Source organism: Castellaniella denitrificans, assembly GCF_042653765.1.
GTDB classification, from domain to species: domain Bacteria; phylum Pseudomonadota; class Gammaproteobacteria; order Burkholderiales; family Burkholderiaceae_B; genus Castellaniella; species Castellaniella denitrificans.
Map to the genome: position 1 here is coordinate 369,620 of NZ_JBHSEZ010000004.1, position 16,830 is coordinate 386,449.

The following is a 16,830-nucleotide window of genomic DNA, read 5'->3' on the forward strand; positions in this document are numbered from 1 at the left end:
GTCAGTGACCGCCGGCCGCCGCCTTTTCCAGGCGATTGTCGATGTAGGCCTGGCCGCGCAGCTGGTCGAGCCAATCCTCGTAGGCCGGCCCGATGCGGCGTTCCATCAGCTCGCGGCGCGCCTGCATGCGGCGGAATTCCTGCTCCATGTTCTTGGTCTGGCGGCCCTCGACCTGGATCAGGTGCCAGCCGAACGGCGACTTGACCGGCTCGCTGACCTGGCCGTCCTGCAGGGCGTTCATGGCCTGCTCGAAGGCCGGCACGGTCTCGCCGGGATTGAGCCAGCCCAGGTCGCCGCCCTGGGGCGCGGAAGCGTCCTCGGAATAGCGCTTGGCCAGTTCGGCGAAGGATTCGCCGTGCTCGATGCGGGCGCGCAGGCCTTCGAGGGTGGCGCGGGCCTTGTCGTCGTCCACGACCTTGGAAGTCTTGATCAGGATGTGGCGGGCATGGGTCTGCGTGACCATCATGGGACCCGAGGGCGCCGGGCGGGACGCGGCGGCCTGCGCCTGGGCCTGGGCCTGGGCCTGGGCCTGGGCCTGCGCGGCCTGGGCTTGCGCGGCCTGGGCGGACTTGGGCGCCGGGCGCTGGGCATAGCCCCGGCGCAGGACCTTCAGGATGTGGAAGCCGCGGCCGCTCTGCACGATCCCGCTGATGCCGCCGGGCGGCGTGTTCGCGATGGCCCGCGCGAACAGGTCGGGCCAGTCGCGCAGAGGCCGGATGCCCATGTTGCCGCCCTCCAGGGCCTGGGGACCGTTCGACGAGGCGGCGGCGACGCCGGCGAAATCGGCGCCGGACTTGAGCTTGCGCAGGATGGCCTCGGCCTGCTTGCGCTTTTCCTCGACGACGCTGCTGGCGGCGTAGTCGGGGACCTCGATCAGGATCTGCGCCAGTTCGACCAGTTCGGGGCCGGTCGGGGCCGGCGCCGGTTCGGGCGCTTCCGCCGGCGCGGGCGCGGCGGCGGGCGGCTCGGCCAGCGGCCGGCCGGCGTTCATGGACAGGAAGGCGTCGATGTCGCTGTCGCTGATGGTGATGCGGTCTTCGACGAAGCGCTGGCGCAGGATGTCGTCCTGGATCTGGGAGCGCAGGTCGGCGCGGTAGTCGTCCCAGTTCATGCCGCTGTTGGCGATCTCATGCCGCAGCTGGTCGACGGTGATGCGGTTGCGCTGCGCGATGGTCTGCACCGCGCGGTCGACCTGGGCGTCGGACACATGGATGCCGACACGCTGGGCCTCGTGGTCCTGGAGGGCCGCGTTGATCATCTGCTGCAGCACCTGGCGCCGCAGCACGGACGCCTCGGGCACCGGGATGCGCTGCTGCTCCATCTGGCGGCGCACCTGGACCGCCTTGGCGTCGACCTGGGCGAGCGTGATGACTTCCTTGTCGACGACGGCGGCGATGCCGTCCACGAATTGCTCGGACGCGGGGGCGGGCGCCGCCTGGGCGGGGGCCGGGCGGTGCGCCGGCTTTCCGGCCGCCAGGGCGGACGCCGACACCCAGGCGCCCAGCACGATGGCCAGCGACAGGGCGCGGGCGGGATGACGCAAGCCAGACATCATTCGTACCTCTCGAAAACGGTTTTTTCAGGCGTGGGGGGAGTCACGGGCTGGTAGCCGATGACGCGATCGGTCAACAGGGACATGGGATCGGTGCCCAGGGAGCCCAGGCCGGTGAGTTCCAGCTGCAGGAACAGCGCCGTGTTGGTCTTCTGGGCCGACACCGCGTAGCGCTGCATCACCACGCGCGCGGCCCAGCCGCCGTCGCCCCGGTATTCCAGGCCCATGATGGACTGCGTGTTGCGCTTCTCGGCCAGGGAATAATCATAGCGGCCCACCCCGTACCAGCGCCGGGACAGCGGCCATTGGCCGCTCAGGCTGACCTGTTCCCTGGTCTCGGGGACGGTGCCCCGGGGCAGCACCCCGTAAGGATCGGCGTAGCTGTTGACGTCGCGCTCGTAGCGGTAGGACAGCGACACCGTCGCCAGGCGCTTCGGGGTCCAGCGCACGCCGCTGCTGAGCCGGTTGCGCTTCTGGGTTTCGTGGTCGAACAGGCCGTCGAAATACACCGAGAACTTGTCGGTCAGCGCCGCCTTGGCCCCGACCAGGTAATCCGACTGGGTATCGATGCGGGGCGTTTCGCTGGACAGCGTCACCCGCTGGTTGTCGAAGTAGAAGCGCTGGGCGAGCGACAGGGACAGACGCTCGAAGCCGGTGTCGGCGTCCAGCCAGCGGCTCGTCAGACCGACGGTCAGTTGGTTGGCGTTGGAAATGCGGTCCCAGCCGCCGCTGAAGATGTTCTCGTCGAAGGCCTGCTGGTAGTTGAAGGTCGCCAGCCCCGTGTCGAAGACGGGCAGGTCCGACTGGTCGCGGTACGGCACGTACAGGTAGTACAGGCGCGGCTCCAGCGTCTGGATGGCCGCGTTGCCGAACAGCGAGGCGTCGCGCTCCAGCGTCAGGCCGGTGTCCACCGAGGCGATCGGCAGCACCCGCGACTGGCTGCGGGGACGGCCGGCGAATTGTTCCATGCCCGGCGTGCCGGAGAACCATTCCGTCTCGTACTCGCTCATGTGCAGGCCGACCTTGGGCGTCAGATAGGCGCCGGGCAGCACGAAAGGCCGCGCGATCGAGGTATAGGACGTCAGGCGCGTGCCGTTGGGCATCAGGCGCCGGCCGGATTGCTCGGGGAAGGCGTCGCCGCGGTAGATCGGCGCGATGAAGCGGGTCGCCGTGTTCGTGGACACCACGTCCAGGCCATGCCAGCCGTAGCGCTGCGCGGTGAAGGTGAGCTGGGGCAGCATGTCGTAGGGCGGCGCCAGGAAGGACCCCGTGCTGTCCTGCAAAGTCTGGTAGCGGTAGAACTGCAGCGAGCCGGACAGATAGTGGTTGTCCGACCAGGACAGCAGCGCCTGGCTGGGCATGTAGGTGATGGCCGCGTCCGTCAGCCCGAAGGACGAGAAGTCGCGGAAATAGTTGTCGTCCGAGACCTTGCGCGCATCCAGGTAGGCGCTGAAGCCCTTGCCCAGCGTCTGGGTGTGCTGCACCGAATACATCCAGCGCTTGTCGCCCGTTTCGCGGTCGCGCATGATGTAGGTGCCGAACAGTTCGGAATGGGAATTGGCGCTCATGTGCCGGAATTCCGTGCCCAGCAGCAGGCCGCGCTTGCTCAGGTAGCGGGGATACAGCGTGGCGTCGTAGTCCGGCGCCAGGTTCAGGTAGTACGGGGTGGTGATCTCGACCCCGCCGTTGCTGGACGTGCCGTAGGTCGGCAGCAGGAAGCCGGTCTTGCGGTCCTTGCCGAGCGGGAACGTCAGGTAGGGCGAATACAGGATCGGCGCGCCCTTGAAATACAGCACGCCGTTGCGCGCCGCGCCCTCGTTCTCATCCAGGTACAGATCGACGCGGCTGGAATCGATGTACCAGGCCGGATCCGGCCCCGTCCAGCCGCTGTAGCGCACGTTCTTCAGACGCATGTGCTGGCGGCTGAGGATTTCCGCCTCGTCGGCCGTGCCGGCGCCGGCCGAGCCGCCCAGCCAGAAACGCGGCTGCTCGATCAGGCCCTTTTCGGTATCGACGTTGTAGCGCAGGTGCGGCCCGCGCACGAGATTGCCGTCGCGGACCACCAGGCCGTTGCCGCGGACGTCGGCCTCGCCCGTGGACTGCAGGTAGTCGATGCGGTCGCCCTTGATCACGGAATCCAGCCGGCGGACCTGGGCGTTGCCGCGCAGGATCACCCGGCCATCGGCGTCGCGGCTGATGTCGTCGCCGATCAGGAACGACGGCAGGGCGTCGTCCTTCAGGCCCGGATGCAGCCGCAGGCTGCCGACCATCCGCATACCGTCCGCATCCGGCGAGGGCTGCGCCGCGAGGACCGGCGCCGGCAGGCACAGGCCCAGGAAGATGATGCGACCGATCCAATGCGCCAAGACCCGGTTCCCCGAAATGATTGAAAGAGACGACGGCCGATCGGCCCACCCGTGACGACCAGCGACCCAGTATTATAGAGAAGAAGCCGGACCGCATCGCGCCCCGTCCGTTCGGCCGGCCGATCCGTCTCCTTTCCCTTCCCCCTGTTTTCGCCGAATTCCGCGCATGATCCCTACCCCTACCCCGGACTCCCGCCTGGACGCCCTGCGCCGCTGGCTGGACCGGCACTCCGACCGGCTGGGCCTGGTCCAGGACAGCCTCGCTCCCGTCTCCGGAGACGCCAGCTTCCGCCGCTATTTCCGCCTGCGGGCCGCGGGCGGCACCCTGATCGTCATGGACGCCCCGCCGCCCCACGAGGACTGCGCGCCCTTCGTCCGCATCGCGGGCCTGCTGGCCCGGGGCGGGCTGCGCGTCCCCGAGATCCTGGCCCAGGATCTCGAGCAGGGCTTCCTGCTGCTCTCCGACCTGGGAGACCGCACCTTCTACGAGGCCCTGCGCGACGGCCTGGACCGGGACGAGGCCGCCCTGCAGCGGCACTACCGGGGCGCCCTGCGCGCCCTGGTTGCGCTGCAGCGATGCCCGGCCGACGGCCTGCCGCCCTACGACGAGGCCCGCCTGCTCGAAGAGCTGGCCGTCTTTCCACAGTGGTACCTGCGCACCCACCTGGGCCATGCGCCCGACGCCGGCGCCGAGGCCGCGCTGGCGGACATCTTCGGCCTGCTGGCGCGGCGGGCGGCGGCGCAGCCGCGGGTCCTCGTGCACCGGGACTACCATTCGCCCAACCTGATGCTCGGCCCCGACGGGCCGGATCCCGCGCCCGGCGTCATCGACTTCCAGGACGCCCTGAACGGTCCGATCAGCTACGACATCGCCTCGCTGGCCATGGACGCCCGCACCACCTGGGACGAGGCCCGCCAGCTCGACTGGGCCATCCGCTACTGGGAATACGCCCGGGCGGCGGGGCTGCCCGTCCCGGACGACTTCGCCCATTTCCACGTCGACTACGAATGGATGGGGCTGCAGCGCAACCTGCGCATCCTGGGGGTCTTCGCCCGCCTGTCGCACCGCGACGGCAAGCACCACTACCTGGACCACATGCCGCGCGTGCGGGCCTACGTGCGCCAGGTCGCGGGGCGCTACGCCGTCTTCCGCCCTCTGCTGCGCCTGCTGGACCAGGCCGAACGGCTGCCGCAGGCCGACGGATACTCGTTCTGATGCGCGCCATGATTCTGGCCGCCGGGCGCGGCGAACGCATGCGCCCGCTGACGGACACCTGCCCCAAGCCCCTGCTGCCCGTGGGCGGCCGCCCCCTGATCGCCTGGCACCTGGAACGCCTGGCCCGGGCCGGCATCACCGACATCCTGGTGAACCACGCCTGGCTGGGCGAGCGCATCGAGGCCGCGCTGGGCGACGGCCGGGCATGCGGCGTGCGGCTGAGCTATTCGGCCGAGTCCCCCGCCCTGGAAACGGCGGGCGGCATCGCGCGCGCGCTGCCCTTCTTCCAGGGCCGGCCCTTCCTGGTCATGAACGGCGACGTCTGGTGCGACTGGGACCCGGTGCGGGCGATCCGGCTCGCGGCCGCATGGCCGGCGGACCGCCTGGCCCACCTGGTCCTGGTGGACAATCCCGGCCACCACCCCGAAGGCGATTTCGTGCTGCATGCCGACGGACTCGTCGCACCGCGCCCGGATGCCGGCCCCGGCGGCCATCCGGACGGGCACGGGCGCACGCCGCCCGACGACGTGCCGCGCACCCCGGCCCCCGCGCTGACCTTCGCCGGCATCGGCCTGTATCGCCCCGCCCTGTTCGCCGGCACCGATCCGGACCGGCCCGCGCCGCTCGCGCCGCTGCTGCGCAGGGCCATGGCGGCGCGCGCCGTGAGCGGCGAACGGCATGCGGGACGGTGGATCGACGTCGGCACGCCCGCGCGCCTGGCGGCGCTGGACGCCGAGCTGTCCGGGCGCGCCGGACTCCTGACCACATCCGGAAAATCGCAACCGGATGTAGGCGCGGTCCCAGCGAAACCGCGAAACCGTTTATCCTAATTGGTTTCGCGCCCGCGTCCTCACGCGGCGCGGCGCTTCGTGCAAGCCTCAAGCAATTCAGGAATTCGTCATGTCGCTCGGCCCCAAACGCCCCACCTTCAAGCCCACGCCCTACGGCTACACCCGGCGCAGCCGCGGGATTCCCCGCTGGCTGCTGCTGCTGATCACCGGCGTGATCCTGGGAGCCGGAGGCGTGCTGTTCCTGCAGCGCAGCTACGGTCCGCAGCGCCTCACGGTCGAGCAATCCGAACAGCTGCGCACGGACCTGAACACCGCCAACATGGAAAACCAGCGCCTGTCCGTGGAATCCGAGAAGCTCCAGGTCCAGATCAAGCAGGCGCGGCAGGACCAGCAGGAACAGGCCGCCCGGGCCGAACAGCTGCGCAAGCAGGCCGCCGACATGGAAGCCGGCGTCGCCAGCCTGATCCAGGCCATTCCCCCCGATCCGCGCGGCACCTCGCCGGGCATCCGCGGCGCCGACATGGTCACGCGCGACGGCGGCGTGGACTACCGCATCCTGCTGATCCAGGACCTGCCGGAGGGCCAATCCGAAGCCCCCACCCTGCGCGGCCGGATCAAGCTGATCGCCCAGGGATCCTATCCCAACGGCAACACGGCCTACGTCGAACTCGCCGAACAGCCCCTGGACATGGGCCGCTACATCGTCGTCGACGGCCGGGCCGAATTGCCGAACAAGGCCTTCCGCCCGCGCCAGGTGACCATCCAGATCATGGCCGACGGGTCGGACAAGGTCATCGCCACGCGCACCTTCCGCGTCACCGCCGCGCGCTGATCAATCAGGAGACGTGCTGCAGGAAATCGCGCAGGCGCTGGCTGGGCGGCTGGCTGAGCAGGGTCGCGGGATCGCCGTCCTCGGCGATCTTGCCCCCGTCCATGAAGATCAGCCGGCTGCCGACCTTGCGGGCGAATTCCATTTCGTGGGTGACCACGATCATGGTCATGCCTTCCTCGGCCACGTCCTGCATCACCTTCAGGACCTCGTGGCGTAGTTCCGGATCCAGCGCCGAGGTCGGCTCGTCGAACAGCATCAGCAGCGGCTTGATGGCCAGCGCGCGGGCGATGGCCACGCGCTGCTGCTGGCCGCCGGACAGCTGCCCCGGATAATGGCCGGCGCGCTCGGCCAGCCCCACCTTGGACAGCAGTTCCAGCGCCTGCTCACGGGCCTGGTCCCGGGGCGTGCCCCGGGTGTGGATGGGGCCGAACATGACGTTCTCCAGCGCCGTCAGCTGGGGGAACAGGTTGAACTGCTGGAACACCATGCCGGCCTCGCGGCGCAGCTCGCGCACCTGCGCCGGCGGGCCCAGGACGCTGTGGCCGTTGACGATGATGTCCCCGCCCTGGATGGTTTCCAGCACGTTGATGCAGCGCAGGAACGTGGACTTGCCCGACCCGGAGGGCCCGACCACGACCACGACCTCGCCCGCGTCGATGCTCAGGCTGATGCCGTCGAGCACGACGTTGTCGCCGAAGCGCTTGGTGACGTTCTTGAATTCGACGATGCTCATACGATGCGCGTCCTGTGTTCGATGTATTTCAGCGCCAGGGCGATGCAGCCCGTCATGATCAGGTAGATCACCGCCACCGCGCCCCAGATTTCCACGGCGCGGAAGTTGCCGGCGATGATTTCCTGGCCCTGGCGGGTCAGCTCGGCCACCCCGATCACGATGAACAGGGAAGAGTCCTTGAGGCTGATGATGCACTGGTTGCCCATGGTCGGGATCATGCGCCGCAACGCCACCGGGCCGATGATGCGGGCCAGGATCTTGTGGAACGGCAGACCCATGGCCTGGCCGGCCTCGTACAGGCCCTTGGGCACCGACAGCAGGCCGGCGCGCACGATCTCGGCGATGTAGGCGCCCGAATTGATCATCAGCGTCACGGTCGCGGCGGTGAAGCCGTCGATGCGCAGGTTCACCAGCAGCGGCAGCGCGAAATAGATGAACATCACCTGGACCACGATCGGCGTGCCCCGGATCACCAGGATGTAGACCTGGGCCAGGAAGGACAGCACCAGCGGAATCCAGGACAGGAAGCGCCAGGCCAGCAGGACCAGCACCGCCAGCCGCAGCGCCCACCAGACACCGTCAGGCACGCCGGACAGGGGGCCGGCATCCAGCCAGGCCGCCAGCCGCAGCAGGATCGCGGCGGCCGCCAGGACGACGACGCTCCATGCCAGGGTGCGGCGCGTCACGGGCACCGGCACGTACGTCACCACGACTCCGGACAGGGCGCCGATGATCGTGCCGCCGATCAGGCCCAGCAGGGTGATCTGGATCGTCATCCACGAACCGGCCATCAGGTCGGGCCAGGCGGCCCAAATGGCGGACCATTCAAAAGTCACGGTCTTTCCTCGTCAAAATGAAAGAAAACGGCGACCGGACGCATGCATCCGGCCGCCGCCGTCGGATCGGTCGCCCGCGCTCAGTTCACGGCGCTGGCTTTCTGGCCGAACCAGGTTTCATACAGCTTGTCGTAGGTGCCGTTGGCCTTCAGCTCGGACAGCGCCTTGTTGACGACGGGCACCAGTTCGCTGCCCTTGGGGAAGGCGATGCCGTAGAAGTCGCCGCTCTTGAGCGAGCCCACGACCTTGACCTTGCCGTTGCCGGCGGTCTTGGCGTAGTACTGGACGTTGGGCGTGTCGTGCACCACGGCGTCCACGCGGCCCGTGGCCAGTTCCAGGAAGGCGTTGTCGATGTTCGGGAAGAGCTTGAGCTTGGCCGAGGGCACGTTGGCCTTCATGTAGTCCACCGTGGCGGTGCCGATCTTCACGGCCACCGTCTTGCCTTCCAGGTCCTTCGCGGTCTGGATGGGGCTGTCGCTGGCGACCAGGATGGCCAGGCCGGACTCATAGTAGGGTTCGGAGAAGTCGATAACTTTGGCGCGATCCTCGCGGATGGTGATCCCGGCCAGGGCCACGTCCACGTTGCGCGTCTGCAGGCCCGGGATGATGCCGTTGAAATCCATCGGCTGCAGGCGGTACTTCAGGCCGGCCTGCTTGGCGATGGCTTCCCACAGCTGGACGTCGAAACCGGTGTACTTGCCGTTCTGCTTGAATTCGAAGGGCACGAAGGCCGTGTCGGTCGCGACGACCAGGTCCTTGGCGGAAGCCTGGGTCATCGGCAGGGCCAGGGTAAGGGCCAGCCCCGCCAGGGCGGCCTTGAGGGTCTTGGACAGCATCATGGTGTGAAGTCTCCTTGTGGGATTCGTCTGCTGCGGCCGATTCGCCGCGTCCTTGCCCATGTTAACTGAAATGCCCGTGATTCCCGCGCCCCGGAAGGCCGGAATCACGGGCACGGGCCGTGATTTTCGGGAAATCCCCTAAATCAGAACGCCGGGACGATGGCGCCCTTGTAGTGTTCCAGGATGTAGTCGCGGACCTTGGCGGAGTGCAGGGCGTCGACCAGCTTGCGGATCGCGGGATCGTCCTTGCGGTCGGCGCGGGTCACCACGATGTTGGCGTAGGGGGAATCCTTGTCCTCGATGAACAGGGCGTCCTTGACCGGGTTCAGGCCGGCTTCCAGCGCGTAGTTGGTGTTGATCAGGGCCACGTCCACGTCGGGCAGCACGCGCGGCAGCGTGGCGGCTTCCAGTTCGCGGAACTTCAGGTGCTTGGGGTTTTCCGACACGTCGCGGGCGGTCGCCAGGATGTTGGTCGGGTCCTTCAGCTTGATCAGGCCCTGTTTCTGCAGCAGCAGCAGGGCGCGGGCGCCGTTCGAGGGATCGTTCGGGATGGCGACCTGGGCGCCGTCCTTCAGGTCCTTGATGTCCTTGATCTTCTGCGAGTAGGCGCCGAAGGGCTCGACGTGGACCAGGCCCACCGGCACCAGCTTCGTGCCGTGTTCCTTGTTGAAGGAATCCAGGTAGGGCTGGTGCTGGAAGAAGTTGACGTCGATCTGCTTGTCGGAGACCTGCAGGTTCGGCTGGACGTAGTCGGTGAACACCTTGATGTCCAGGTCCACGCCTTCCTTGGCCAGGTCGGGCTTGACGAATTCCAGCAGCTCGGCGTGCGGCACGGGGGTGGCCGCCACGGACAGCTTGGCCGCCTGCGCCGGAGCGGCGAAGGCCAGGGGCAATGCCAGCGCCAGGACCGGCGCGAATTTCTTGAACATGAAAGCTCTCCTGAGTCTAGGAAAATTACCGTCTGTTGAGCCTGGCCACCCAGCGGTCGCCAAACACCTGAAAAACCTGAACCATGATCACCAGGATCACGACCGTGACCGCCATGACGTCGCCCTGGTAGCGCTGATAGCCGTAGCGCACCGCCAGGTCGCCCAGGCCGCCGCCGCCGATCACGCCGGACATGGCGGAATAGCCGACCAGCGTGATGGCCGTGACCACGATGGCCGCCAGGATGCCGGTGGTCGCCTCCGGCAGCAGCGCCCACAGCACCGTCTGGCGGGACGTAGCCCCCATGGCGCGGCAGGCTTCGCTCACGCCCGGATCCAGTTCGCGCAATACGTTCTCCACCAGCCGGGCGAAGAACGGCGCCGCGCTGGCCACCAGCGGCGGAATCGAGCCCTGGACCCCCAGCGCCGTCCCGACCACCAGGCGGGAAAACGGGATCATCACGATCAGCAGGATCAGGAAAGGCACCGAACGCAGCACGTTCACGACGAAGGCGACCGTCTGGTAGACGGCGCGGTTGTCCATGGCCTGCCCCGGGCTGGACAGGAACAGCAGCACGCCCACCGGCAGGCCGATCAGCACGGTGAACAGCAGGGAAAAGCCGGTCATCAGCAGGGTGTCGATCGTGGCTTCGCCGATCATCCACCAGTCCACGTTCGCCATCATGGCCGCAATACCTCGTAATCGACGCCCGCCGCCTCCAGCGCGGGAATGAGCGCATCCAGGCCCTCCCCGGCCCCTTCGGCCGCCACGACCAGTTGGCCGTAGGGCGTGTCCTTGATCCGCCCAACGGAGCCCTGCAGGATGCTCAGGTCCAGCCCCAGGTCGCGGCTCAGGCGGCTCAGCAGCGGGCTGGCCGTGTTGTCGCCCCGGAAGCTCAGGCGCAGCAGGCGGCCCGGCACGCCCTGCGCCAGGGTCCGCCAGCCCTCGCCGCCGTCCAGGCCGCTTTCGGACAGCAGCGCGCGCGTCGCGTCGTGGCGCGGATGCAGGAAGACTTCCAGCACCTGGCCGGTCTCGACGATGCGGCCGCCCTCGATCACCGCCACCCGGTCGCAGACCGCCCGGATCACGTCCATGCCGTGCGTGATCAGCACGATGGTCAGCCCCAGGCGCTGGTTGATGTCGCCCAGCAGGCGCAGGATGGATTGGGTGGTTTCCGGATCCAGCGCCGAGGTCGCCTCGTCGCACAGCAGCAGGCGCGGCTTGCTGGCGAGCGCGCGGGCGATACCCACGCGCTGCTGCTGGCCGCCGGACAGCTGCCCCGGGTATTTGTGCGCCTGGTCGGCCAGGCCGACCAGGTTCAGGACTTCGCGGGCGCGGGCCTCGCGGTCGGCGCGCGGCAGGCCCGACAGGCGCAGCGGAAAGCACACGTTGTCCATCACCGTGCGCGAGCGCAGCAGGTTGAAGTGCTGGAACACCATGCCCACCGAGCGCCGGTATTCGCGCAGCTGGGCGTCGGAGAACGCCGTGATGTCGCGCCCGTCCACCCGCACGCTGCCCTCGGTGGGGCGCTCCAGCAGGTTGAGCATGCGGATCAGGGTGCTCTTGCCCGCGCCCGAACGGCCGATGATGCCGAAGACCTCGCCCTCGCGGATGTTCAGGTTGACGTCGACGAGCGCGTTCACCGCCCGGCCGGCGGATTCGTACGTCTTACGGATGTTCTCGAGATCGATCAAGATACGTGGCCACTGGAAAATGCATCCCGGATCAACGGAATGCGAAACAGGAATTTACCATGCGGATTTGACGGGTTATTCCGATAGCATATTACTCAGAATTATGAAAACGCCCTCGTGCCAGGGGTACGCTAGAATCCCGGCATCCCCACCGCACCCTGCCCCCGAAGGGATCGCATGCCACGAGACGAGCCGTCCGAAGTCCTGGCCTTCCTGGCCGAACACCTGCGCGCCCCCGGCGCCGAGGCCCCCGAAACCATCCAGACGCACATTTCCATCCTGTTGCTGGGCCGCGACCGGGTCTACAAGCTCAAGCGCGCGATCCGGCTGCCCTACCTGGATTTTTCCACTCCCGGCCTGCGCCTGGACGCCTGCCGCCAGGAAGTGGCGCTCAACCGGCGCACGGCCCCGGCGCTGTACCTGGGCGCGCGGCGCATCACCCGCGAAGCCGGCGGCGCGCTCGCGTTCGACGGCCTGGGCGAACTGGTGGACGCCGTGGTCGAAATGCGGCGCTTCGCCGAGGACACCCTGTTCACCCGGCTGGCGCAGGATGGCCGCCTGGACCGCCCGCTGCTGACCGCCCTGGCCCGCAACATCGCCGCCTTCCACGCAAGGGCAGAACGCGCGTCCGGCCATGACGGCGCGCGGCGCATCCTCGACGTGCTCGAACTCAACGAACAATGCCCGGACATGGTCCCCGCGTTCGGCGCCGAAGCCGTGGGCGCGCTGCGCACCGCGCTGCGCGAGTCCTGGGCGCGGCACGCGCCGCTGCTCGACGACCGGGCCCGCGCCGGCAAGGTCCGCCGCTGCCACGGCGACCTGCACCTGCGCAATCTCTGCCTGATCGACGGCCAGCCCACCCTCTTCGACTGCATCGAATTCAATGAGTCGATCGCGACGATCGACGTCCTCTACGACCTGGCCTTCCTGCTCATGGACCTGTGGCAGGCGGGCCTGCGGGCCGAGGCGAACTGGGTGATGAACCGCTACATGGACGAGAGCGGCGACACCGGCGGCCTGCCGCTGCTGCCCTTCTTCATGGCGCTGCGCGCTTCGATCCGCGCGCAGGTCCTGTCCACCCAGGCGGCGATGCCGGGCGCGGCGCAGGACATCGTCCCGCAGGCCCGCGCGTACCTGGACCTGGCCATGGCGCTGCTGCGGCCGGTCCCGGCGCGGCTGCTGGCCATCGGCGGCCTGAGCGGCTCGGGAAAATCCACGGTGGCCGCGGCCATCGCGCACCGCGTCGGCGCCGCCCCGGGCGCCCGGATCGTGGCCAGCGACCGCATCCGCAAGCGCATCGCGGGCGTACCGGCCGAAACAGCCCTGCCGCCCGACAGCTACACGCGGGAATCGTCCGACCGCGTCTACGCCGCGCTGGAGGCGGAAGCGGCCCGCACGCTCGCCCTGGGCCACGCATGCATCGCCGACGCCGTGTTTTCCCGGCAGGACGAACGCCGGGACATCGAACGCCGCGCCGCCGAGGCCGGCGCGCCCTTCCTGGGCGTCTGGCTGGAAGCCGACCCCGGCACGCTGGTCGCGCGCGTGCGCGAACGCAGGAACGACCCGTCCGACGCCACCGCGGACGTGGTGCTCGCCCAGGTCGAGCGGCATACCCGCCCCCGGGGCTGGCTCGCGGTTCAGGCCGGAAAGGACGCCGCGGCGACGGAGGCCGCGGTGCTGTCGGCGGCGGGCATCGCCCCCGACGCCGGATGCTGATCCGGCCCGGGGCCCGATCCGCCGGCTGAAGACGGTTCGCGCGGCCATCCGGGCGAATGCGCGGAAATACGTATTCACGGACCCGGACTCCGATCGCACAATGACACCATCGCACCAGGCGACGGCGGCCGCTTTTTTCCAGCCGCAGCCGCGCCCGGAAAGCGCGACGCCTCCCGGAAGGGAGGCGCCAGTTGCCTGATTCACTTGGAAAATTCTGGTGGGTCGTGCGCGGCTCGAACGCGCGACCAACGGATTAAAAGTCCGGTGCTCTACCGACTGAGCTAACGACCCACGAAGCCTTATATTTTGACATTGCATCAATATAGCGTCAAGCGTCCGGAGACCACGAGAGACCATCCATGCCCGACCCGACCGTCCGCCCGCCCCTGCGGCTGCACATCCTGTCCGACCTGCATCTCAGCCAGCAAGGCCTGGAACTGCCCGACGTCGAGGCGGACATCACCATCCTCGCCGGCGACATCGCCCGGCCCCGGGCGGCCATGGACTGGGCCGGCCGGATCCCCCGCCCCGTGCTGTACGTGCCGGGCAACCACGAGTTCTACGGCGGCACCATTCCCGCCGTGCGCGCGGAACTGGCCGAACAGGCGCGAGCCCACGGCATCCAGCTGCTGGACCAGCGGGCCGTGGTGATCGACGGCGTGCGCTTCCTGGGCGCCACCCTGTGGACGGATTTCGAGCTGTTCGGCGCCGAGCTGCGCGACCTGGCCATGGAGCGCACGGCGGAGTTCATGCGCGACTTCCAGGTCATCGGCAACGGCGACGGTTCACGCTTCACGCCCCGGGACGCCGCCACGCTGTTCCGTGAACAGTACGACTGGCTGGACGCCCAGCTGGACACGCCCCACCCCGGACCGACGGTGGTCGTCACCCATCACGCGCCCAACATGCGCAGCGTGCATCCGCGCTTCGCCGAGTCCCTGATCAGCGCGGGCTTCGTGTCCGAATGCGCCAGTCTGCTGGGCCGGGCCGACCTCTGGATCCACGGCCACACGCACGACAGCTTCGACTACGCGGTGTACGGCGCCCGGGTCATCTGCAACCCGCGCGGCTACTGCCGTGACGGAACGAACGAGAACCCGGACTTCGACCCGGGCCTGTGCGTCGGCGTGCCCCGCCGCGCCGAGGCCCTGCGGGCGTAGGCTCGCGCCCCTACCTCGCGCGGGAAATCCGCACCTCGGCCCCGCGGCGCTTGACCTCCAGGCCCTCGGACGGCAGGATGCGCAGGCCTTCCAGGCCCTTGATGTAGCTGGAGCCCTGCATCTGCATGACGCGGATCTTGTTGCGCATGACCACCGGATTGTGCTCCGGCATGCCGAACATCCAGACCTCTTCCAGGATCCGGGCCGAATTGATCTCGCCGGTGTGCTGGGCGGCGGGCCCCAGGCACAGCATGTGGCCCTCGCGGCCGAACACCGGCAGCGTGTCCAGGCCCGGGCGCACCGTCCAGCGGGTGCCGCCTTCGTAGCGCCAGCCCGTGTTCAGGTCCCACCAGGCGTCGCCCCTGGGCAGATAGACCTCGGTCGCTCCGCCGGGCCGCATCACGGGCGCCACCAGCAGCGCCGGCCCCAGCAGATACTGCGTGTCCCAGGCGTGCGCGTCGGGGTCGGCGGGATAGGCCTGGGCCATCGACCGCTGCACCGGCAGGCCGGTGCGCACGGCGTCGTCGATGATGCCGGCCACGTAGGGCAGCAGGCGGTAGCGCCACTGCAGCCAGTGCGCGACCAGGGCGCGCGTGTCGGCGTCGAAGGCGTCCGGCATCAGCGCCGGCAGCCCCTGGAAGCTGAAATTGGCCGAAAACACGCCCATCGCCAGCCAGCGCAGATAGAGCTCGGGCGTCATGGCGCCGGCCGGGCGTTCGGCATTGCCCAGGCGATGGGTCTGCACCGCCACGCCGCTGTTGCCGACCGACAGGGCGGCCCGCAACGTCGCCGCATAGCCGTTCCAGTCGTTGTCCACGGCCGGGCCCTGCTGCCAGGCGAAGCGCTGCACGCCAGGAAACAGGTCGCGGCTGAGCATGACGCCTTCCTGGGGCGTGCGCGGGCCGGCGACGGCATCGAACAGGGCGCGGCGCGCCAGATGGGGATAGGCCGTGCGCAGCACCGCGCCGGTTTCTCCGCCCCGGGCCTCGACCCCGTCGGGCAGGGCGAACTGCGCCTGGCAGACCGGCGCGCCCAGGCCGTCTTCCACGGCCTGCAGGTGGCGCTCGGTCCACAGGCGGGCCGCGTCCCGGTGCGTCAGGTCCAGCAGCCCGAAAGGCCGCCCGCCGGAAGCCGCCGTGCCGGGACAGACCCAGGGGTCGCCTTCGGCGTCGCACAGCAGCCAGCCCCGGTCCGCCCATTCCTCGAACAACGGCGTGCCGTGCAGGACGCCGGGGATGCAGGGGCCCGCTAGGTGGATGTCGAGCGCGGTCGCCGCCGCCGCGAAGCCGCGCCAGTCGGAGACGCGGTCGGACCATTCGAAGACCGGCTTGTCGGCCTGGAAGCCCAGGATGGCCGGCTCGGCCAGCATCAGCGCGTCGAGCGCCATGCCCTGGCCGCGCAGGCTGCGGACCTGCTGCAGGCTGGACTCGGCCGACTGGCCCGGCGCCTGGTCCAGCCAGACCCCCATGGGCCAGAGATTGGGCTGGCCGGCGCGCCCGGTGAGCGCCGTGTACTGATTGAGGATTTCGGACGGATCCCCGACGAACAGGAACAGGTCCAGGCCCGCGCCCCGCGCCCGGACGGCATAGGCGCCGTCGGCCCGCAGATCGTGCTCCACGCGGTCCAGCGTACTGACGTGCGCGCCCCAGCCGCGCGGGCTCCAGGCCAGCGGCAGGCCGCGGTCCTCCGGCGCGTCGGACACCAGGCGCGCGCCCCGGCGATCCAGATCGCCCAGGGATTCGCCCAGGCCGTACAGGCCTTCGTCGGGCTCCAGCGCCCAATCGAGCGACCAGGCGGCGTCATCGCCGTCGCCGGAAGGCCGGACTGGCAGGCGGGCCCGGGCCACGCACAGGCCGCCCCGGGACAGCCGCAGGCTGGAATCGGGGCCGCCGACCTCCAGGCCGGCCTCGCCCTGGGTCAGGCGCCAGCCGCCCGTTTCCAGGGCCTGGCATTCCATTTCCCCGACGGGTTCCTGGCGGGCCAGCAGCATGTCGGCCTGGCGCTGCGCGCGCAGCGTGGGCTTGCCGGGTTCCAGCCAGGCGCGCGGCCCGCAGCGCAACCGGAACACGCCGGGCGCATGGGCCTCGATCCGAAGGCGCCATTCATCGGCATGAAGCGCCCATTCGACGCACGAAGGCGTCACGACGACCGGGCCGGTCTCGAAAACT

The 16,830-nt window shown here is 69.3% G+C and carries 14 protein-coding genes and 1 tRNA gene; 5 read left to right on the forward strand and 10 right to left on the reverse strand.

Annotated elements, in window-relative coordinates; translation table 11 throughout:
- Position 1: 1 nt before the first annotated feature.
- Together ACFO27_RS07850 and ACFO27_RS07855 are read right to left on the reverse strand one after the other, a co-directional pair.
- A complete protein-coding gene (locus ACFO27_RS07850) occupies positions 2–1,555 on the reverse strand; it encodes a peptidylprolyl isomerase (RefSeq protein WP_376816838.1) in 1,554 nt (517 codons plus the stop codon).
- Positions 1,552–3,918 (reverse strand): LPS-assembly protein LptD, encoded by a 2,367-nt coding sequence (locus tag ACFO27_RS07855; protein ID WP_376816839.1) that lies wholly within the window; start codon positions 3,916–3,918, stop codon positions 1,552–1,554. The genes ACFO27_RS07850 and ACFO27_RS07855 overlap by 4 nt, the downstream gene beginning before the upstream one ends.
- 166 nt (positions 3,919–4,084) lie before the next feature.
- Between ACFO27_RS07855 and ACFO27_RS07860 the strand changes: the two genes are divergently transcribed.
- The 3 genes from ACFO27_RS07860 (at position 4,085) to ACFO27_RS07870 (ending at position 6,757) form a co-directional block, all read left to right on the forward strand.
- Complete coding sequence (locus ACFO27_RS07860; protein ID WP_376816840.1) at positions 4,085–5,134, forward strand: aminoglycoside phosphotransferase family protein; 1,050 nt, start codon at positions 4,085–4,087, stop codon at positions 5,132–5,134.
- Positions 5,134–5,964 carry a nucleotidyltransferase family protein gene (locus tag ACFO27_RS07865; RefSeq protein ID WP_376816841.1) on the forward strand — a complete coding sequence of 277 codons (831 nt, stop codon included), beginning with the start codon at positions 5,134–5,136 and terminating at the stop codon, positions 5,962–5,964. Before ACFO27_RS07860 ends, ACFO27_RS07865 begins: the two co-directional genes overlap by 1 nt.
- Before the next feature lie 70 nt (positions 5,965–6,034).
- Positions 6,035–6,757 carry a hypothetical protein gene (locus tag ACFO27_RS07870; protein ID WP_376816842.1) on the forward strand — a complete coding sequence of 241 codons (723 nt, stop codon included), beginning with the start codon at positions 6,035–6,037 and terminating at the stop codon, positions 6,755–6,757.
- A gap of 4 nt (positions 6,758–6,761) precedes the next feature.
- Here the strand turns inward: ACFO27_RS07870 and glnQ are convergent, their stop codons facing one another.
- The 6 genes from glnQ to ACFO27_RS07900 form a co-directional block, all read right to left on the reverse strand.
- Positions 6,762–7,490 carry a glutamine ABC transporter ATP-binding protein GlnQ gene (gene glnQ, locus ACFO27_RS07875; protein WP_376816843.1) on the reverse strand — a complete coding sequence of 243 codons (729 nt, stop codon included), beginning with the start codon at positions 7,488–7,490 and terminating at the stop codon, positions 6,762–6,764.
- The gene (locus tag ACFO27_RS07880) at positions 7,487–8,326 is read right to left on the reverse strand and encodes an ABC transporter permease subunit (protein ID WP_376816844.1); all 840 of its coding nucleotides are present in this window, start codon (positions 8,324–8,326) and stop codon (positions 7,487–7,489) included. The genes glnQ and ACFO27_RS07880 overlap by 4 nt, the downstream gene beginning before the upstream one ends.
- An 80-nt stretch (positions 8,327–8,406) precedes the next feature.
- Positions 8,407–9,162 (reverse strand): glutamine ABC transporter substrate-binding protein GlnH, encoded by a 756-nt coding sequence (gene glnH / locus ACFO27_RS07885; RefSeq protein WP_376816894.1) that lies wholly within the window; start codon positions 9,160–9,162, stop codon positions 8,407–8,409.
- A 146-nt stretch (positions 9,163–9,308) separates the two neighbouring features.
- Positions 9,309–10,094 carry a MetQ/NlpA family ABC transporter substrate-binding protein gene (locus tag ACFO27_RS07890; protein ID WP_376816845.1) on the reverse strand — a complete coding sequence of 262 codons (786 nt, stop codon included), beginning with the start codon at positions 10,092–10,094 and terminating at the stop codon, positions 9,309–9,311.
- A gap of 25 nt (positions 10,095–10,119) precedes the next feature.
- Positions 10,120–10,776 carry a methionine ABC transporter permease gene (locus tag ACFO27_RS07895; RefSeq protein ID WP_043684645.1) on the reverse strand — a complete coding sequence of 219 codons (657 nt, stop codon included), beginning with the start codon at positions 10,774–10,776 and terminating at the stop codon, positions 10,120–10,122.
- Complete coding sequence (locus ACFO27_RS07900) at positions 10,773–11,786, reverse strand: methionine ABC transporter ATP-binding protein (RefSeq protein ID WP_376816846.1); 1,014 nt, start codon at positions 11,784–11,786, stop codon at positions 10,773–10,775. The genes ACFO27_RS07895 and ACFO27_RS07900 overlap by 4 nt, the downstream gene beginning before the upstream one ends.
- A 177-nt stretch (positions 11,787–11,963) precedes the next feature.
- Between ACFO27_RS07900 and ACFO27_RS07905 the strand changes: the two genes are divergently transcribed.
- Positions 11,964–13,502 (forward strand): bifunctional aminoglycoside phosphotransferase/ATP-binding protein, encoded by a 1,539-nt coding sequence (locus ACFO27_RS07905; protein WP_376816847.1) that lies wholly within the window; start codon positions 11,964–11,966, stop codon positions 13,500–13,502.
- Positions 13,503–13,717: 215 nt separating this feature from the next.
- On the opposite strand, the gene ACFO27_RS07910 is transcribed toward ACFO27_RS07905, so the two are convergent.
- Positions 13,718–13,793, reverse strand: a tRNA-Lys gene (locus tag ACFO27_RS07910).
- A gap of 68 nt (positions 13,794–13,861) precedes the next feature.
- Between ACFO27_RS07910 and ACFO27_RS07915 the strand changes: the two genes are divergently transcribed.
- Positions 13,862–14,662, forward strand: coding sequence for a metallophosphoesterase (locus ACFO27_RS07915; RefSeq protein ID WP_376816848.1), 801 nt, complete (start codon positions 13,862–13,864; stop codon positions 14,660–14,662).
- 10 nt (positions 14,663–14,672) lie between these two features.
- On the opposite strand, the gene ACFO27_RS07920 is transcribed toward ACFO27_RS07915, so the two are convergent.
- A complete protein-coding gene (locus ACFO27_RS07920) occupies positions 14,673–16,805 on the reverse strand; it encodes a glycoside hydrolase family 31 protein (RefSeq protein WP_376816895.1) in 2,133 nt (710 codons plus the stop codon).
- Between the last annotated feature and the right edge of the window lie 25 nt (positions 16,806–16,830).

What these genes read in the sequence shown, in the direction of transcription:
- ACFO27_RS07850 (WP_376816838.1), bottom strand. Translation starts at nt 1,555, where the DNA reads ATGATGTCTGGCTTGCGTCATCCCGCCCGCGCCCTGTCGCTGGCCATC.
- ACFO27_RS07860 (WP_376816840.1), top strand. Translation starts at nt 4,085, where the DNA reads ATGATCCCTACCCCTACCCCGGACTCCCGCCTGGACGCCCTGCGCCGC.
- ACFO27_RS07865 (WP_376816841.1), top strand. Translation starts at nt 5,134, where the DNA reads ATGCGCGCCATGATTCTGGCCGCCGGGCGCGGCGAACGCATGCGCCCG.
- ACFO27_RS07870 (WP_376816842.1), top strand. Translation starts at nt 6,035, where the DNA reads ATGTCGCTCGGCCCCAAACGCCCCACCTTCAAGCCCACGCCCTACGGC.
- glnQ (WP_376816843.1), bottom strand. Translation starts at nt 7,490, where the DNA reads ATGAGCATCGTCGAATTCAAGAACGTCACCAAGCGCTTCGGCGACAAC.
- ACFO27_RS07915 (WP_376816848.1), top strand. Translation starts at nt 13,862, where the DNA reads ATGCCCGACCCGACCGTCCGCCCGCCCCTGCGGCTGCACATCCTGTCC.
- ACFO27_RS07890 (WP_376816845.1), bottom strand. Translation starts at nt 10,094, where the DNA reads ATGTTCAAGAAATTCGCGCCGGTCCTGGCGCTGGCATTGCCCCTGGCC.
- ACFO27_RS07895 (WP_043684645.1), bottom strand. Translation starts at nt 10,776, where the DNA reads ATGATGGCGAACGTGGACTGGTGGATGATCGGCGAAGCCACGATCGAC.
- glnH (WP_376816894.1), bottom strand. Translation starts at nt 9,162, where the DNA reads ATGCTGTCCAAGACCCTCAAGGCCGCCCTGGCGGGGCTGGCCCTTACC.
- ACFO27_RS07905 (WP_376816847.1), top strand. Translation starts at nt 11,964, where the DNA reads ATGCCACGAGACGAGCCGTCCGAAGTCCTGGCCTTCCTGGCCGAACAC.